Origin of the sequence: Solidesulfovibrio sp. C21 (assembly GCF_047785625.1) — a bacterium.
Classification (GTDB): domain Bacteria; phylum Desulfobacterota; class Desulfovibrionia; order Desulfovibrionales; family Desulfovibrionaceae; genus Solidesulfovibrio.
The window spans coordinates 13020-27492 of the sequence record NZ_JBLODY010000002.1 but is presented as its reverse complement, the minus strand read 5'-3'; the positions used below and the strand labels follow the sequence as shown (position 1 = coordinate 27492).

Here is a 14473-nt window from a genome sequence, read left to right as displayed (position 1 = left end):
GTTTACGGCAACCTCCACTCCCCATCCTGCAGGATCCTGGCGCGGTCCAATCCCCGCTCCCCGATCCGCACGATGGCCTCGTGCATGCGCCCGCCGTCGCCCCAGGCGTCACAGACGGCCAGGATTTTGACGAGCGCGTCAACGGCGGCCAGATGGAGCCGGCACGTCCCCTCGACGCTAAGGTGGGCCGTCCAGGGCTTGCCGCAGACGGAGCAGCGGGGAATGGTCACGCGGCCCATCCTTGCTTTTTCAGACGTTCAATGGCGCGCTCGAAGCCCTTCTTCCACCCACCGTGTCTGGGGCCGCCCAAGGCAGCGACCATGGACACCAGTTTAGCGACGTCTTTCCCAAAGACCCGAGAGGCCTTGCTACGCCCGGTAAACCAATCATGGTCGTTTCCCTTGAGGACCTGCTTCACATCCTCCAGACGTCGCCCACGGCACCCCGGCCGCTGGCGCGCGAAAATAAGGGCCTGCAAGGTCTCGACCGGGACTTCTATCGGCCGGGGCTTGGCCGCCTTGCGCGTCGTCCAGGTCTTGTCAGTGCGGACCATCCATCCGGCCTCGGCCGGGATGTCGTCTTTGGAGCAAACGCCGGGGAGCGTGGCGAAGTAGAAGCGATGGCAATGAGGCAGGTAGGACCGCCACTTTTCGGACCGGATGTCGGAAAGGAAGTCAGGCCGTGTGACCTTGATTTCGTAGATGGCCACGCAAAACCGGGTGTAAGACGGCTTGATGCCAAGCACGTCGGCGCGAGGCGTTTTTTCATCCCGAGCCGACAGCCAGGCAGAGCCAAGTACGACATTGAGGTACGGCAGGACGCCGAGGGATAATCCAAGGTCCTCCGCGAGTGCGTCATGGGTCCAGGCCATCATGATCCCATCCTCCCTGCCAGCCACCCGAGGCCGCGCAGCACCACAACCCCCACATGGGCCATTTCGCGCCGGACGTCGTCCAGGCTGCGCCCATCGTCCCTGTGGTCGTTGATGGCCTGTAGGGCCAACATCCCGGCCGTGGAGACCTCAAGCAGTTCCTCGGCCAGGATCGCACCGATGGCGTCCGGACTGGCTGGGAAGGCAGGGTGCTTGGCGATGGCCTTGTGGTAGGCATGGAGAATAGCGGAGAGGCCCGGGCCCCTGTCGCTTAGGGCGCGTTCGAGGATGCGGACCCTAGAGACAAGTTCCGTGTTTCGCGTCTGCAGATCGGTGATGTGGGCAGATTGGTCGTAGGTCATGATGCGGCTCCTTCCTGGGTCGTGATCTGGAGCCCTGCGCACGGTGTAGGGACAATCTCCACCGGACCGAAAAGGCCTGTTTCCCGTTCGATGCGTGCGGCCGCCATGCGGCAGTATTCCGGTGAGAGCTCGATGCCGACGAACTGACGGCCGAGACGGCGGGCGACCAGGCCAACCGTGCCCGAGCCGAAGAACGGATCAAGGACCGTGCCGCCGTGCGGACAGCCGGCCTTGATGCAGGGTTCGACCAAGGCCGGGGGAAAAGTGGCGAAATGGGCTTCTTTAAAGCCGCTTGCGACGACAGGCCAGACGTTCCTAAGGTTAGCCTTTGTCGCAACATAGGTGTTTCGCCACGTTCCCGCCCTGTTGTTAAATCCTTTTCCTATTCCATCTTCATACATCGGACCAATTTTACCGTCAGTCCGCCCAGCGTGCGCTGTCCTTGTACAGTCATATTTTACCGCGTCGGCGTCGTAGTGGTATTTTTGAGATTTTGAGAATAGAAAAATATGCTCATGCGCAGACGTTGGCCTGTCTTTGACCGCCTCGGGCATCGGATTTAGTTTGTGCCAAATAATGTCCGACCGAAGCCACCAGCCGGAGGCCTGCAGGGCCAGGGCAAGACGCCAGGGTTGGGCGATCATGTCCTTCGGCTTGAGGCCGGGCGTCTTGCCCTGGCCGGTTCCAGTCGTGCGCTTGGCGGCCGCGGCTATCTGCCGAGCGGCACAGGCGTTGCGGCCGGCCAGGATGCCTGACTTCCCCTGCCGGCCCTGGGCCCCCCAAGAGCCGGCGTAGCCGTCGCCCATGTTGAGCCAGAGGGTGCCGTCCGACCTCAAGACCCGCCGCACCTCGGAGAACACGGCGACCATATGGCAAACGAAACAGGACCCGCAGGGCCCGACTCCCTGGGTGGCCAGGACCGACCGGAAGGCGGCCGGCGTGCCGTGCCAGCCGCAGTCCACGCACTCCTCCAGCCCGAGTTGCCCATCCACGCCGTAGTCCCGCAGGCCCCAATACGGGGGCGACGTGACCACGCAGTGCACGGACTCTGCCGGCAACATGCGGAGGACCTCCAGGGAATCGCCCTGGTAGATGCGGCTGGTCAACCCGCCACCCCCATGGTTTCAACAGCTTCCCTCTGGCCCTGCGCTTCTTCAACAGCTTGATCCATCTGTTCCAGAGCACGGCGTAAGCTGTTCCTGATGCGGTCGATTCCGCCATAGGAATTGGCGGCTCCAGCCGTTAAAACGAATTTTATGGCGGACGAAATTTCTTCCGTTGGCGTCCAATGCAGGAGGTCGATGCCGCACAAGTCCTTAATTTCGTTCGCCCGCTCAACCACGCGGCTGTATCGCTCAACTTGCCGTTCTACCTGCCGATCAACCTCTTTCTTATGCTGGTCCCTGATCTTGGCAGTCTCAATCATCACGGCCTTGCGGATGCCCTCTTCGTCCACCTGTCCGGCGCGGCGCAGGAGCGCGGCCATAAACGGCCGGCCCACAGGCTTGGCCTCCCGCTGGGGAGCGGAGACCACCTGTTTGAGCTTTCCCGTTTGGCCAACCTCAAAGAGTCCCCACGTGTCGGGCAACTCTTCCCTTGGGACAATCCCGGCTGGGGCCACAATCCACCAGTAATCGCAATACTGGGAGACCGCCTCCGCCTTGGCGGGGTTCTTCATCTCCGCGCGCCAGTCCGACCGGCTGACCTTGATCTCGAACCCATGCAGGCCCAGGCCCCGTGACGGCCACAGGTTCATAGCCACGGCGTCGGCCCACCGCCGCTGGTTTGCACCTGTCCCGTCTCCAACCTCAAAGAAAAGCGCCCATTCGGGAGAAGTGAAGCGGGTGCGCAAAGCTGTGCGGACGTCTGCGCTGGTCATGACGCGACCTCGCAAACGGCCATATCCGCGCTGTTCGCGCGGCCACTCTCCCGAAGATCAGCGGCGGCACGGGTACCAAACCACACAGTATGGGGCTTCCCGACGCCATTGCCGATAATCTTGTAGCGGGGACCGTCAGCCAATTCGATACGTCGGCCATCGTCGTCGATGCCCCAGGCCGTGTAGCCGTCCTCCAGGCCCATAAGCCTCTCGCACTCCACGGGCATGAGTCGACGTACGGCCTTATGCGTCAGGACATGGGGCTTATCTCCGCCGCCTTTGCTGGCCCTCATGGATGGGCAGCAGTCTCCTGACAGTTCCGCCGTGGCGCCGCCGTTGCGTCCGCGCAGGGAAACAGCAACGGCCGTGGGATTGATTGCCCCGAGCGAGGGGCAAAGGTTTTCGACGCTGGCACATTGCGTTCCGGACAGCCTGGCCGGGAAGGCGATAGCCGGCGGATGAGCTCCGCGCGCCAGAGAATGGCAAGGGTCGCCGGCCTTGGGATTTGACCGGTTCACCCGGGATGTTATTTGTGTGGTGTCAAAGCAGACCGGCACCAGCGGCGTCCCGCGCCCCGTGCCATCCTCGGAAGCGTCAAAGGCCTCACCGCGCAAGGCATGGGCGACGAGTGTATCGCTCTCGAAATCGATCCGGTAAGGAAGGAATAAGGTTATGCGCATCAACCCGATGACCCTGGATGAGCTGGTGGAGGCTTTTGGCCGACCAGTTCTGCCGGAGGATTTGGCCGCATTCCTTGGCGTTGACCCCAGGTCCATGAAAAAGTACGCCCCGATGTGGGGCGGCGTCGAGGTCTTACCCGGACGTCTGCGGTTCTTTGAAAAGTGCATAAAGGAGAGGATTCATGCCGAGTTGCAGCATGAAAAACGGCAAGCGTCGTTGGCGTGGGGCCGTAATGGTAGCCGGCGTCTCCCGAAAAAAGTGGTTCGAGGACGACTCGAAAGCGAGCGAACGGGCGGCGGCAGCCTGGGAAATGGAAACAAAGGAACAGTTGGAGAAGGAACAAGCGGAAGCAGCCAAGGCCGCCGAGCAGATGATCCGTTTGGACTCCTGGACGACACTTAGGTTCTCGACAGAGGCTCTTATGTGCTCGAAAACGCGTGATTCTGAAAAGACGCATGACGAGAAAAAAAGCGTCTTCAAGCGTTTTGTAAAAGCCGCTGGACCGGATGTCTTACTTGAGTCCGTGGATGTGGATTTCGCGGAAACATACCTCGACACTCAGGCAGAGGAGAGGAGCGGGAACGCGGCCAATAAAGACAGGAAGAACCTGTCGTGGGCCTGGGATTGGGCCAAGAAAAGGTTTCGCAAACAAGGTTTTCCCCAAGGTGACAATCCGTTTCGGATGGTGGACCCCTACCCGGAAAATCGCCAACCGCGCTATGTCCCGGCCGAAGAGGACTTTGACAAGGTACTGGCGCTTGTAGATGGGCAAGACAGGGCATTGCTTTTGGCGGCCCTGCATCTGGCGGCCAGGCGAGGCGAACTCTTCCGGCTGCGGTGGACAGACGTAGACTTCACCGGAAACCGCGTTCGGCTGCGGACCAGAAAGACCCGCACAGGTTCCTGGCGTGATGATTGGCTTCCGATGACCATGGAGTTACGCGAGGCCCTGCGGAGTCGCTGGCAAGACAGGAAAGAGCCCGGGGGGCATGTCTTCCTCGTAGAGGGGGAACATCTCGGTCATGGCTTCGAGAACCAGCATGTCGGAAAACCGTTCAAGAGCCGGCAACACTGGCTTGGGAAGTTATGCGATAAGGCCAAAGTCGAGCCGTTTGGTTTCCATGCCATTCGCCATTTGGCCGCCATCATGCTTTACCATGCCGGCTACTCCGTGGCGACGATCCAGGCCATGCTTCGTCACGAGAACGCGGGCACCACGGAAATCTACCTCAAGTGCCTGGGGCTCGACCCGGGCAAGCTACGTGACGCTGTTGAGGACGTCTTCTCCCGAAAGGGAGCGGGCAAGGTCATCGAGTTCAAACCGACCCATGACCCAAAGAAAAATGCCCCCGAAGCTGGCACTTCAGAGGCATTTTGACCCCGCCGCTTGACCCCGGCGGGTATGGAGCAGGTCAGTCTTAACCTAACCTCTTAGAATCGTTTGGCGTCCCCAAGGGGATTTGAACCCCTGTTACCGGCGTGAAAGTGGCAGAGCAGACTCAAACACTTTTTCAAACATCTTCATATTCTTCGATTTTTTTCGTTCAGGACGCTCAAGAAACTCACCACTTTCATGGCGTGATGTGGACAAGCGTGTGGACCAGCTTTTGACCGGCGAAACGACACCCCGCCCTCCGATGCTACCAGCCTGCACGGCCTGCCATTACGATTGACGAACGCGACGATCGGCCAGTACCGTCCCGGCACGTTTCCCGGAAAACATCCTCCGCCCGCGGGGCTGTGCATGCGGCGGTTTCCGCCACGGGCATGGATGCCGCATCTCATCTGACGCAATAATAAAGGCAAGGAACATGGCCTCGCAAGAACAGCATGACAAATTTACCCGAGTGCTTACCGCCCTTGGCGGGAGAGCCGGCAATATACGACTTCGTGAGGAGCTCCGCTGGTCCGAGAGGACCTATGAGAAAGTTCGCGACGAACTCCTAGCATCTGGCCACATCACCAAAGGTCGTGGCCGGGGAGGTTCTGTCTCCCTAGCAAATGGGGCGCTGAAAACCGATGCGGCACAAACCAGATTGGTGGACACCCCCCCACGTGAGACGGCCAAGTCCAAGGAGCGGAGCAGAAAGACCGTTGCTTCGGCCAACGGCAATGGTAAAGGGAACGGGGCAAACGTTGGGCTTGAGGCCGAACTTTTCAAGGCCGCCGACAAACTTCGCGGCAACATGGAGCCCTCCGACTACAAACACGTTGCTCTCGGGCTTATCTTTCTCAAGCACATCTCGGATAGCTTCGAGGCCAAGCACGCGGCCCTGATGGCTGATGATCCGGTCTGCGCCGAAGACCCGGACGAATACCTGGCCGAAAACATCTTCTGGGTGCCCAAGGAAGCCCGCTGGTCGCATCTCAGGGCCAACGCCAAGCAGCCCACTATAGGCAAGGATGTAGACGACGCCATGATGGCTATCGAGACAAAAAACGAAAGTCTAAAAGGCGTGCTACCGAAGGATTATGCCCGTCCCGCCCTCAACAAGGTCATGCTCGGAGAGTTGATTGACCTTATCTCAGGCATAGGTCTGGGGACCAAGGACGGGCAGGCGGCGGACGTCCTGGGCCGGGTCTATGAATATTTTCTCAGCCAGTTCGCCGGATCGGAAGGCAAGCGCGGCGGGGAGTTCTACACGCCCCGTTCCGTGGTGCGGGTGCTTGTCGAGATGCTGGAGCCTTACAAGGGACGCGTTTATGATCCCTGCTGTGGTTCTGGCGGTATGTTCGTCCAGTCCGAAAAGTTCGTGGCCGAGCACGGAGGCCGATTCGGCGATATCGCAATCTATGGTCAGGAGTCGAACTACACTACTTGGCGGCTGTGCAAGATGAACCTAGCTGTCCGCTGCATCGATGCTGATATCCGCTGGAACAGCGAGGGTAGCTTCCACAAGGATGAGCTCAAGGACCTCCGGGCCGACTTCATCCTGGCCAATCCGCCCTTCAACATTTCCGACTGGGGCGGTGAGCGGTTACGAGAGGATGCACGTTGGAAGTTTGGCATCCCTCCTACCAGCAACGCCAACTTTGCTTGGTTGCAACATATCATCCATCACCTCGCCCCCCATGGAACAGCCGGAGTTGTGCTGGCCAACGGGTCCATGTCCTCGAACCAGTCCGGCGAGGGCGACATCCGTAAGGCCATGCTCGAAGCCGATGTGGTGGACTGCATGATAGCCCTACCAGGGCAGCTTTTCTACTCGACACAAATTCCGGCCTGCCTGTGGTTTCTTGCGCGGGATAAGTCAAATGGCTTTACAAAGAATGCGAAGTTACGTGATCGCCGGAGGGAGGTGCTCTTCATCGACACCCGCAAGCTCGGTTATATGGTGGACCGGACCCGGCGAGAGTTCTCGGATGATGACATTGGGAAGATCGCCGGCACCTACCATGCATGGCGCGGGGAGAAGGAGGCAGGGGAATACGGGGATGTCCCTGGCTTTTGCAAGGCAGCTTCCTTGGAAGAGATCAGGGGGCACGGCTATATTCTGACTCCGAGCCGCTACGTCGGTGCTGAGGCGACGGAGGACGATGATGCGCCATTCGAGGAACGGCTTGCTGCCTTGAGAGAAAAACTGCAGAAGCAGTTCGCAGAATCGGATTTGTTGACTGCTACGATCCTGGAGAAGCTGGCGGAGGTCGGCGTCAATGGGTGATTGGCGTAGGAGCACCTGGGGGAAGGAAATCTCGCTGGAGTACGGCAAAGGCCTTCGTGGATACTCCAGCTCCGAGGGGTCTGTCAGAGTCTATGGAGCAAACGGCCCTGTTGGCTGGACGACAACGCCATTAGCACCGGGCCCAGGAATTATACTTGGCAGGAAAGGTGCTTATCGAGGAGTTAACTTTTCAAAAGCCCCATTTTCTGTAATTGATACAGCTTATTACATCCTGCTCAAGGGCGAACTCGATATGCGCTGGGCATATTACGCTATCATTTATTACCAACTTGGCAAAATTGATGACGGATCACCGATCCCCTCGACCACAAGGTCAGCGGTTTATGTGCGGGAACTCAACATTCCGCCATTAGCGGAGCAACGAGCCATAGCCTCCATCCTCGGCGCACTTGACGACAAAATCGACCTCAACCGCCGCATGAACGAAACCCTTGAAGCCATAGCCCGGGTGATCTTCAAAGACTGGTTTGTGGATTTCGGCCCGACGCAGGCCAAGATCGAAGGTCGCGCCCCTTACTTCGCTCAGGATATTTGGGATTTGTTCCCGGCGCTACTGGATGACGAAGGGAAACCGACGGGGTGGAGAAAGGGGACTCTCGCCGACATCTCAACACTCAACCCAGAATCATGGTCAGAACGCAATGCCCCTGATCGTATTAATTACGTTGACTTGGCAAATACAAAATGGGGCACAATAGAAAATATAGTCATGTATGAATGGTGCGATGCGCCAAGTCGTGCTCGAAGAATCCTTCGCCCAGGAGACACTATTGTCGGCACTGTTCGTCCGGGGAATGGCTCATACTCCTTTATCAACGGATCGGATCTTACCGGCAGTACGGGATTTGCTGTCCTCAGACCGGACAACCAACAGCAAAAGTCCATCGTATACTGTGCGGTGACATCACCGGATAACATTCAAAGACTAACGCTTTTGGCCGACGGGGGGGCATATCCGGCGGTTCGACCGGAGATCGTTGCATCAACCGGACTCATCCTGTCGACATCACAGATTTTTTTAGAATTTTCAAGATTGGTTGACCCCCTGCTCATGAGGGTCGAGTCCAACAAAGCAGAGAATGAGACACTTACCCAGACCCGCGACTTCCTCCTCCCCAAACTCATGTCCGGCGAAATCCGAGTAAAGGACGTCGAGAAAATCGTTGGAGAGGCTTCATGACTCCAGATTGGTGTCCAGGCATACGAGATTTTTGCGCACATTGGTCCCATGCGTCTACACTCCAGCAAACGTTTGAGACTCTGGAGCGAGAGTTCGCCGACAACAACGATGCTTGCATAGATGCCGCCAAAGGTATCGTGGAATGCGCCTGCCAAGTCATCATCAACAATCTTGATGATCCACGTCACCCCCTCAAACCTAAAGATGAGCATCCCTCGTTTGGTTCCTGGGTTAGCGCAGCTGTTCGCGTACTTGGACTAAGCGAGGTACGTGACGAAGGTTTTAAAAAACTCATTTCCCAGCATCATAAGCTAACCACAGCACTTGGGACCTTACGAGATGCCGCCGGAACAGTCAGCCACGGCAAAAACGGCTTCATCCACAGATTATCGATGCACCACCGCCGTTCAGCCATGCTTGCTGCAGATGCGATCGTCACCTTCCTGCATGAAGCCTACCTGGAACGTGAGCCAGACCCAGCCCAGACCCTGGAGCCATATGAACGTTTCGTAGCCTCCAACGATCTCATTGACAGCCTTACTGGACTAGACAGGGCCGAGGTCGACGATGAAAGTTGGCTTAGTGTTACCGTTTTGTTGCCAGGAGGTGATGAGATACCCTTGAAAATTCCACCCTCCCAACTGCTTTTCGGTATAGACCGCCAGGCATACAAAGAGGCCTTGAAAGCCTGCCGCAATGTGACCCTCGCCGATATGAAAGACGAGGAGGAAACCTGATGGTCTTTATTTCTGAAGCAATGGTTGAAGAGGCGTTGCTCGCATTGTTTGGAAATCTCGGCTACACAATAACCTCCGACAATAAGATCAGCCCTGACAGCTCATCACCAGAACGGGAAGCTTATTCCGATGTCGTGCTCATGAAGCGGCTGGCGCGGACTGTCGGCAAGCTTAATCCGAACATTCCAGCAGAAGCGCGCCACGACGCTATTAGGGCGCTGCTCTCCACGGAATTCCCCTCCCTTGTGGAGGAAAACCGTCGTCTCCACCGAATGCTTGTCGAAGGTGTGGATGTTGAATTCTATGCCGAGGACGGTACGATTCGTGGCGACAAGGTCCGGTTGATCGACTTTGACAACCCTGACAACAACGACTGGCTGGCTGTCAATCAATTCACGGTGATTGAAAGAAAGGTCAACCGCCGCCCAGACATGGTGGTTTTTGTGAATGGGCTCCCCCTCGGTGTCATCGAACTCAAGAATCCCGGCACTGAAGACGCCACCCTGGAAAGCGCATTTAACCAACTCCAGACCTACAAGAGCCAACTCCCATCCCTTTTCCGCGCCAACAGCGTCCTCGTCACTTCCGATGGCCTCGAAGCCCGCATCGGGTCGCTCACGGCCAATCAGGAACGGTTCATGCCCTGGCGCACCACGGATGGCCAGGATGTCGCACAGAAGGGCTTGCCAGAACTCAGCGTCCTAATCGAGGGGGTTTTCGAAAAAGGCCGGTTCTTGGACCTGCTCCGCGATTTCACGGTCTTCGGAGACACTGGATCAGGCATTGCCAAGATCATCGCCGGCTACCACCAGTACCATGCCGTACGCCACGCCGTGACCAAAACCGTCGAGGCCGCCGCCCCTGAAGGGGATCACAAAGTCGGTGTCATCTGGCACACCCAGGGATCGGGGAAAAGCCTGCTTATGGCCTTCTATGCCGGGCAACTCGTGCGCCACCCCGAACTCGAAAACCCCACCATCGTCGTCATCACCGACCGCAATGACCTGGACGACCAGCTTTTCAACACCTTCTCCCAGTGCCGGGACCTCATCAGGCAAACGCCAATCCAGGCCACTAGTAGGGAGGACTTACAGAGGACGCTTAACCGGGCAGCTGGCGGCGTAATCTTCACGACCATCCAGAAATTTTCGCCGGAGAAAGGCGAGTCCGAATATCCCTTGCTCACAAACCGGCATAACGTGGTGGTCATCGCAGACGAAGCCCACCGCAGCCAATACGGGTTCAAGGCCCATATCACCCAGAAGACGGGCGAGATCGCTTATGGCTTCGCCAAATACCTCCGGGACGCCCTGCCCAACGCCTCCTTCATCGGCTTCACCGGGACGCCAATTGAACAGGACGACGTGAACACCCCGGCGGTCTTCGGCCATTACATCGACATCTACGATATCAGCCGTGCCGTCGAGGACGGGGCCACAGTGCCGCTCTACTATGAGAGCCGTCTGGCCCGCATCGAGCTCCCCCCGGAAGAAAAACCCAGGATCGACGCCGAAATCGAAGACCTCACCGAAGATGATGCCGCTACGGAACAAGAGGCCTTGAAACGGAAATGGTCCACGGTCGAAGCCCTAGTGGGGTCTGAAAATCGCCTCAAACTAGTTGCCCAGGACCTTGTCCGGCATTTCGAGGACCGGGTGGCGGCCATGGATGGCAAGGCCATGGTGGTCTGCATGAGCCGCCGCATCTGTGTTGCCCTCTATAAAGAAATCGTGGACCTGCGGCCGTCTTGGCATAACGACGATGACATGGTCGGCGTGATCAAGGTGGTCATGACCGGTTCCGCCTCCGATCCGGTCCCATGGCAGCCGCATATCGGCAACAAGGCCCGACGAGAACTGCTGGCCAAGCGAACCAAAGACCCGAATGACCCACTGAAGCTGGTGCTCGTGCGCGACATGTGGTTGACCGGCTTCGACGCTCCGTCCATGCACACCATGTATGTCGACAAGCCCATGAGGGGCCATGGCCTCATGCAAGCCATCGCCCGCGTCAACCGGGTCTTCCGGGACAAGCCGGCTGGGCTCATTGTCGACTACATCGGCATCGGCCAGAACCTGAAAAACGCCCTGGGGCAATATTCCGATTCTGACAGGAGGCAGGCAGGCATTGACGAGGCAGAAGCCGTCGCCATCATGATGGAAAAATTTGAAATTGTGACATCGATGTTCCACGGTTTCGACTACCGCCAGGGCCTCATCGGTACCGCCCATGAACGCCTCCGGGTTATGGCCGAAGTTCTTGATTGGATTTTAGAGCAGCAGCACAAGGCCGCCGCGAAGGAGGCCTCAATTGAGGCCAAGAAACAGGCTCACAGGCGCTTCCAGGATGCGGTGCTGGCCCTCTCCAAAGCGTTTGCCCTGGCGGCAGCCAGTGATGACGCGCGGTCCATCCGGGACGAAGTGGCATTTTTCCAGACCATCCGTGCGGTGTTGACTAAAACCGGCACCGGAAGAGGAAAAAACTCGGCTGAACGTGAGTTCGCCGTGCAACAACTCATTGACCGAGCCGTGGCTTCCACCGAGATCGTGGACATCCTCGCCGCAGCCGGCTTGGAGACCCCGGACATATCCATCCTGTCAGACGAGTTCCTGGCCGAAGTGCGACAGATGGAAAAGAAAAATCTTGCCTTAGAAGCGCTCAAAAAGCTCCTTAACGATGAAATCCGGTCCCGCACCCGAACAAACGTAGTGGAGATTAAGAAGTTCTCGGAACGCCTCGAACAGGCCATTGCCCGCTATCACACTAACGCCGTCAGCACCATCGAGGTCATCCAGGAATTGATCAACCTCGCCAAGGATATCCGTGAGGCACGGCGACGGGGGGAAGAAAACGGGCTATCCGAGGACGAGATTGCCTTCTATGATGCTCTGGCCGAGAACCAAAGCGCCGTTGAGGTCATGGGGGACGCCTCCTTGCGCGTAATCGCGCACGAGCTCTTGGCCAGCCTGAAAGGGAGCATCACCGTTGATTGGGCACATAGGGAGAGCGCCCGAGCCCGAATGCGCGTGCTGGTGAAGCGGATTCTTCGAAAGTATGGTTATCCGCCAGACCTCCAGGACGCTGCTATCCAGACGGTCCTTCAGCAGGCCGAGGTGTTGTCGGCGCAGTGGGCCACGTAGCCGCCGGTTACAACCATAATCCGAACACAAAGGGCCTCAAGACACCCCGCCAAAATTTGCGCGGTAGGGCCTTCAACCAGCCTTCTTCCACCATCCTAAGGGCGGAGCTTCTTCATTCCCGGTCCAAAAACCGCTTTTTACCCCCGTGACCAACCCCTTGGCCCAGGGTAACCTTCTGGCAAATTCCTCAATGCCACCAGGGGGTCGCCCCAATGAGCCTCAGAGATGACCAGTTACTCGAGTTGAAGGATGCGATTGTGAACGCCTTCCGCCCCATAGAGAACTTGTTCACGGTCATGGGCAGTGCCTCCGTGGACGAGGGAGGTGAGATGGCTCGGCTCTGCTCGGAAATCGGGCAAGAACTGGCCCGGAGCTTTCGCACCAAGCTCGATGCCGCTTTGGAAAAATTGACGGCCGAGACACGCCAGTCCTGACGTTGCTCGAGATCGCCCCGGCATACTTATTTTGTCACCTTCGCCGATCGCCGGCTTCGACTGTAACGCACTGATTTCATACTAAATAACGCTGAAATGCGTGCGTGGCAATCTGAACCACCCTACCACGACTGACGTTGTCCCGGGGTTCCTTCTTGCCTCTCCCTGATAGCCCTGACCGCGACAACTACTTCGTCCACATTTTCGACGGGTCCCGAGAACATTACAAGCTTGTAATGTTAGGCGCGGCACTGTCAGCAGCCCTAAAAGTATGATGACTGTATCAGTGAAGCATAGCTTGATCGAGACATGTAACAAGCAACAGTACACAGCCTAACATGCCGTTATGACACTGCTTTGTTGTTGCCAGGCTCGAAAGCAATCGCTAGAACGTATTCGCGAGACGGAGACGGCCGCTCCAGCCCGCGACTGGCAGAGGCAACGGTATAAAAACTCTAACACCCTAACAGGGGAGGTTGACTATGGACACTGCGAACAACATTGGAAACCGTGGAAACGTGTTGGAACTCGACTTCGACCTCGGCCTTGGATTTGCCTTGGCAGAAGTCGTGCATCTGTACATCGCCGAGAAGAAGCTCCCGGTCAATTCAGTTCTCACCATCCGCATGGAGGCACCGATCTATGAGGGCCATTACGACGTAGACAACGATGAGGCCTTCAGTGAACTCCACTCCGAGATGGATATCAACCTGCAGATGTGATGGATCAGTCATCCCGCCATCGTAACCGGGGAAAACCTCAATTTATTAACCCCAACCAGGAGGTTGGTATGAACACAAAGAAAACCGGTAACCTTGTTTTTGCACCGGCGCTTAAGCACGCCATGGCTGAGGCATTGCACAGCTTCATTGCAGCTAGCATGATGCCGGCTGGTTCGGTGATTACGCTCAGCATGGAGACCAAGATCGGCGAAGGGCATCATTGCCTTCACAACGTCGAGTCCTTCTACGACCTCTATGAAGCGCTGAACATCAACGTGACGTTATAGCCCAAAGGCCGAAACGTGGGGAGCGGGGTCTCGCCAGCGACGCTTACCAAACCGGCTCCCAGAGACTCAATAAGACCTTAGGTAGAAAAAATGAAAACGCTCCTCGAACTGGCCGCCGAAACGCAGGCGGCGCTTGATGAAATAAAAGCTGACTGTGAACCTCGCTGCTCCCCGCAGGGCCATGACGGCTGCCGCCGTTGCTGGGACCTTGAAACTGAACTTGAACGCCTGATGCGCCTCTATGAGGCTTGCTCGTCCGAAACCTCCGCGTAAGATGCGGCAAACCAAGGGCACTTTCCCACTGCGGGAGGGTGCCCTTTTTTATCCGGCGGCCCTGCTTTGGACGCGCGCATGGCGCGGCAGAGGGGATGGCGAGTCAGGCACTAGCAGAGCGAATGAGCGAGCCTAGCCCCCATGCCGTCACGAACATCGAAAAAGGGCACCGCCCTCAACGTCGAGCCGGGGGCGACAATCGCGGCCACGATGGCCAGGGTGAA

The 14473-nt window shown here is 57.7% G+C and carries 15 protein-coding genes; 9 read left to right on the top strand and 6 right to left on the bottom strand.

Annotated elements, in window-relative coordinates; translation table 11 throughout:
• Positions 1-2: 2 nt before the first annotated feature.
• The 6 genes from ACMZ6R_RS00765 to ACMZ6R_RS00740 are packed head-to-tail and all read right to left on the bottom strand — an operon-like array spanning position 3 to position 3795.
• The gene (locus ACMZ6R_RS00765; RefSeq protein ID WP_416108754.1) at positions 3-230 is read right to left on the bottom strand and encodes a hypothetical protein; all 228 of its coding nucleotides are present in this window, start codon (positions 228-230) and stop codon (positions 3-5) included.
• Complete coding sequence (locus ACMZ6R_RS00760; RefSeq protein ID WP_416108753.1) at positions 227-874, bottom strand: MmcB family DNA repair protein; 648 nt, start codon at positions 872-874, stop codon at positions 227-229. The genes ACMZ6R_RS00765 and ACMZ6R_RS00760 overlap by 4 nt, the downstream gene beginning before the upstream one ends.
• Complete coding sequence (locus ACMZ6R_RS00755; protein WP_416108751.1) at positions 871-1275, bottom strand: hypothetical protein; 405 nt, start codon at positions 1273-1275, stop codon at positions 871-873. Before ACMZ6R_RS00755 ends, ACMZ6R_RS00760 begins: the two co-directional genes overlap by 4 nt.
• On the bottom strand, positions 1230-2294 hold the full coding sequence (locus tag ACMZ6R_RS00750) for a DNA-methyltransferase (RefSeq protein ID WP_416108936.1): 1065 nt from the start codon (positions 2292-2294) through the stop codon (positions 1230-1232). Before ACMZ6R_RS00750 ends, ACMZ6R_RS00755 begins: the two co-directional genes overlap by 46 nt.
• 41 nt (positions 2295-2335) lie before the next feature.
• Positions 2336-3112, bottom strand: a complete 777-nt coding sequence (locus ACMZ6R_RS00745) for a hypothetical protein (protein ID WP_416108750.1) — start codon at positions 3110-3112, stop codon at positions 2336-2338.
• Positions 3109-3795: a hypothetical protein gene (locus ACMZ6R_RS00740; RefSeq protein WP_416108749.1), complete on the bottom strand. Its 687-nt coding sequence runs from the start codon at positions 3793-3795 to the stop codon at positions 3109-3111. The genes ACMZ6R_RS00745 and ACMZ6R_RS00740 overlap by 4 nt, the downstream gene beginning before the upstream one ends.
• 194 nt (positions 3796-3989) lie before the next feature.
• Here ACMZ6R_RS00740 and ACMZ6R_RS00735 point away from each other — a divergent pair, with 194 nt between their 5' ends.
• The 9 genes from ACMZ6R_RS00735 to ACMZ6R_RS00695 all read left to right on the top strand — a co-directional run bounded on the left by ACMZ6R_RS00735 (position 3990) and on the right by ACMZ6R_RS00695 (position 14249).
• Positions 3990-5171, top strand: coding sequence for a tyrosine-type recombinase/integrase (locus ACMZ6R_RS00735; protein ID WP_416108747.1), 1182 nt, complete (start codon positions 3990-3992; stop codon positions 5169-5171).
• Positions 5172-5604: 433 nt separating this feature from the next.
• Positions 5605-7455 carry a type I restriction-modification system subunit M gene (locus ACMZ6R_RS00730; RefSeq protein WP_416108746.1) on the top strand — a complete coding sequence of 617 codons (1851 nt, stop codon included), beginning with the start codon at positions 5605-5607 and terminating at the stop codon, positions 7453-7455.
• Positions 7448-8656 carry a restriction endonuclease subunit S gene (locus ACMZ6R_RS00725; RefSeq protein WP_416108745.1) on the top strand — a complete coding sequence of 403 codons (1209 nt, stop codon included), beginning with the start codon at positions 7448-7450 and terminating at the stop codon, positions 8654-8656. The genes ACMZ6R_RS00730 and ACMZ6R_RS00725 overlap by 8 nt, the downstream gene beginning before the upstream one ends.
• Positions 8653-9393, top strand: coding sequence for an abortive infection family protein (locus tag ACMZ6R_RS00720; protein ID WP_416108744.1), 741 nt, complete (start codon positions 8653-8655; stop codon positions 9391-9393). The genes ACMZ6R_RS00725 and ACMZ6R_RS00720 overlap by 4 nt, the downstream gene beginning before the upstream one ends.
• Positions 9393-12533 carry a type I restriction endonuclease subunit R gene (locus ACMZ6R_RS00715; RefSeq protein WP_416108742.1) on the top strand — a complete coding sequence of 1047 codons (3141 nt, stop codon included), beginning with the start codon at positions 9393-9395 and terminating at the stop codon, positions 12531-12533. The genes ACMZ6R_RS00720 and ACMZ6R_RS00715 overlap by 1 nt, the downstream gene beginning before the upstream one ends.
• A gap of 212 nt (positions 12534-12745) precedes the next feature.
• On the top strand, positions 12746-12967 hold the full coding sequence (locus ACMZ6R_RS00710) for a hypothetical protein (protein ID WP_416108741.1): 222 nt from the start codon (positions 12746-12748) through the stop codon (positions 12965-12967).
• A gap of 482 nt (positions 12968-13449) precedes the next feature.
• On the top strand, positions 13450-13689 hold the full coding sequence (locus tag ACMZ6R_RS00705; RefSeq protein ID WP_416108739.1) for a hypothetical protein: 240 nt from the start codon (positions 13450-13452) through the stop codon (positions 13687-13689).
• Between the two features lie 68 nt (positions 13690-13757).
• Positions 13758-13976: a hypothetical protein gene (locus ACMZ6R_RS00700; protein WP_416108738.1), complete on the top strand. Its 219-nt coding sequence runs from the start codon at positions 13758-13760 to the stop codon at positions 13974-13976.
• 90 nt (positions 13977-14066) lie between these two features.
• The gene (locus ACMZ6R_RS00695; protein ID WP_416108737.1) at positions 14067-14249 is read left to right on the top strand and encodes a hypothetical protein; all 183 of its coding nucleotides are present in this window, start codon (positions 14067-14069) and stop codon (positions 14247-14249) included.
• Positions 14250-14473 lie beyond the last annotated feature (224 nt).

Bases quoted from the DNA above. Each gene is read 5' to 3' on its own strand.
- ACMZ6R_RS00760 (WP_416108753.1), bottom strand. From the start codon at position 874: ATGATGGCCTGGACCCATGACGCACTCGCGGAGGACCTTGGATTATCC.
- ACMZ6R_RS00750 (WP_416108936.1), bottom strand. From the start codon at position 2,294: ATGTTGCCGGCAGAGTCCGTGCACTGCGTGGTCACGTCGCCCCCGTAT.
- ACMZ6R_RS00745 (WP_416108750.1), bottom strand. From the start codon at position 3,112: ATGACCAGCGCAGACGTCCGCACAGCTTTGCGCACCCGCTTCACTTCT.
- ACMZ6R_RS00735 (WP_416108747.1), top strand. From the start codon at position 3,990: ATGAAAAACGGCAAGCGTCGTTGGCGTGGGGCCGTAATGGTAGCCGGC.
- ACMZ6R_RS00730 (WP_416108746.1), top strand. From the start codon at position 5,605: ATGGCCTCGCAAGAACAGCATGACAAATTTACCCGAGTGCTTACCGCC.
- ACMZ6R_RS00725 (WP_416108745.1), top strand. From the start codon at position 7,448: ATGGGTGATTGGCGTAGGAGCACCTGGGGGAAGGAAATCTCGCTGGAG.
- ACMZ6R_RS00720 (WP_416108744.1), top strand. From the start codon at position 8,653: ATGACTCCAGATTGGTGTCCAGGCATACGAGATTTTTGCGCACATTGG.
- ACMZ6R_RS00715 (WP_416108742.1), top strand. From the start codon at position 9,393: ATGGTCTTTATTTCTGAAGCAATGGTTGAAGAGGCGTTGCTCGCATTG.
- ACMZ6R_RS00710 (WP_416108741.1), top strand. From the start codon at position 12,746: ATGAGCCTCAGAGATGACCAGTTACTCGAGTTGAAGGATGCGATTGTG.
- ACMZ6R_RS00705 (WP_416108739.1), top strand. From the start codon at position 13,450: ATGGACACTGCGAACAACATTGGAAACCGTGGAAACGTGTTGGAACTC.
- ACMZ6R_RS00700 (WP_416108738.1), top strand. From the start codon at position 13,758: ATGAACACAAAGAAAACCGGTAACCTTGTTTTTGCACCGGCGCTTAAG.
- ACMZ6R_RS00695 (WP_416108737.1), top strand. From the start codon at position 14,067: ATGAAAACGCTCCTCGAACTGGCCGCCGAAACGCAGGCGGCGCTTGAT.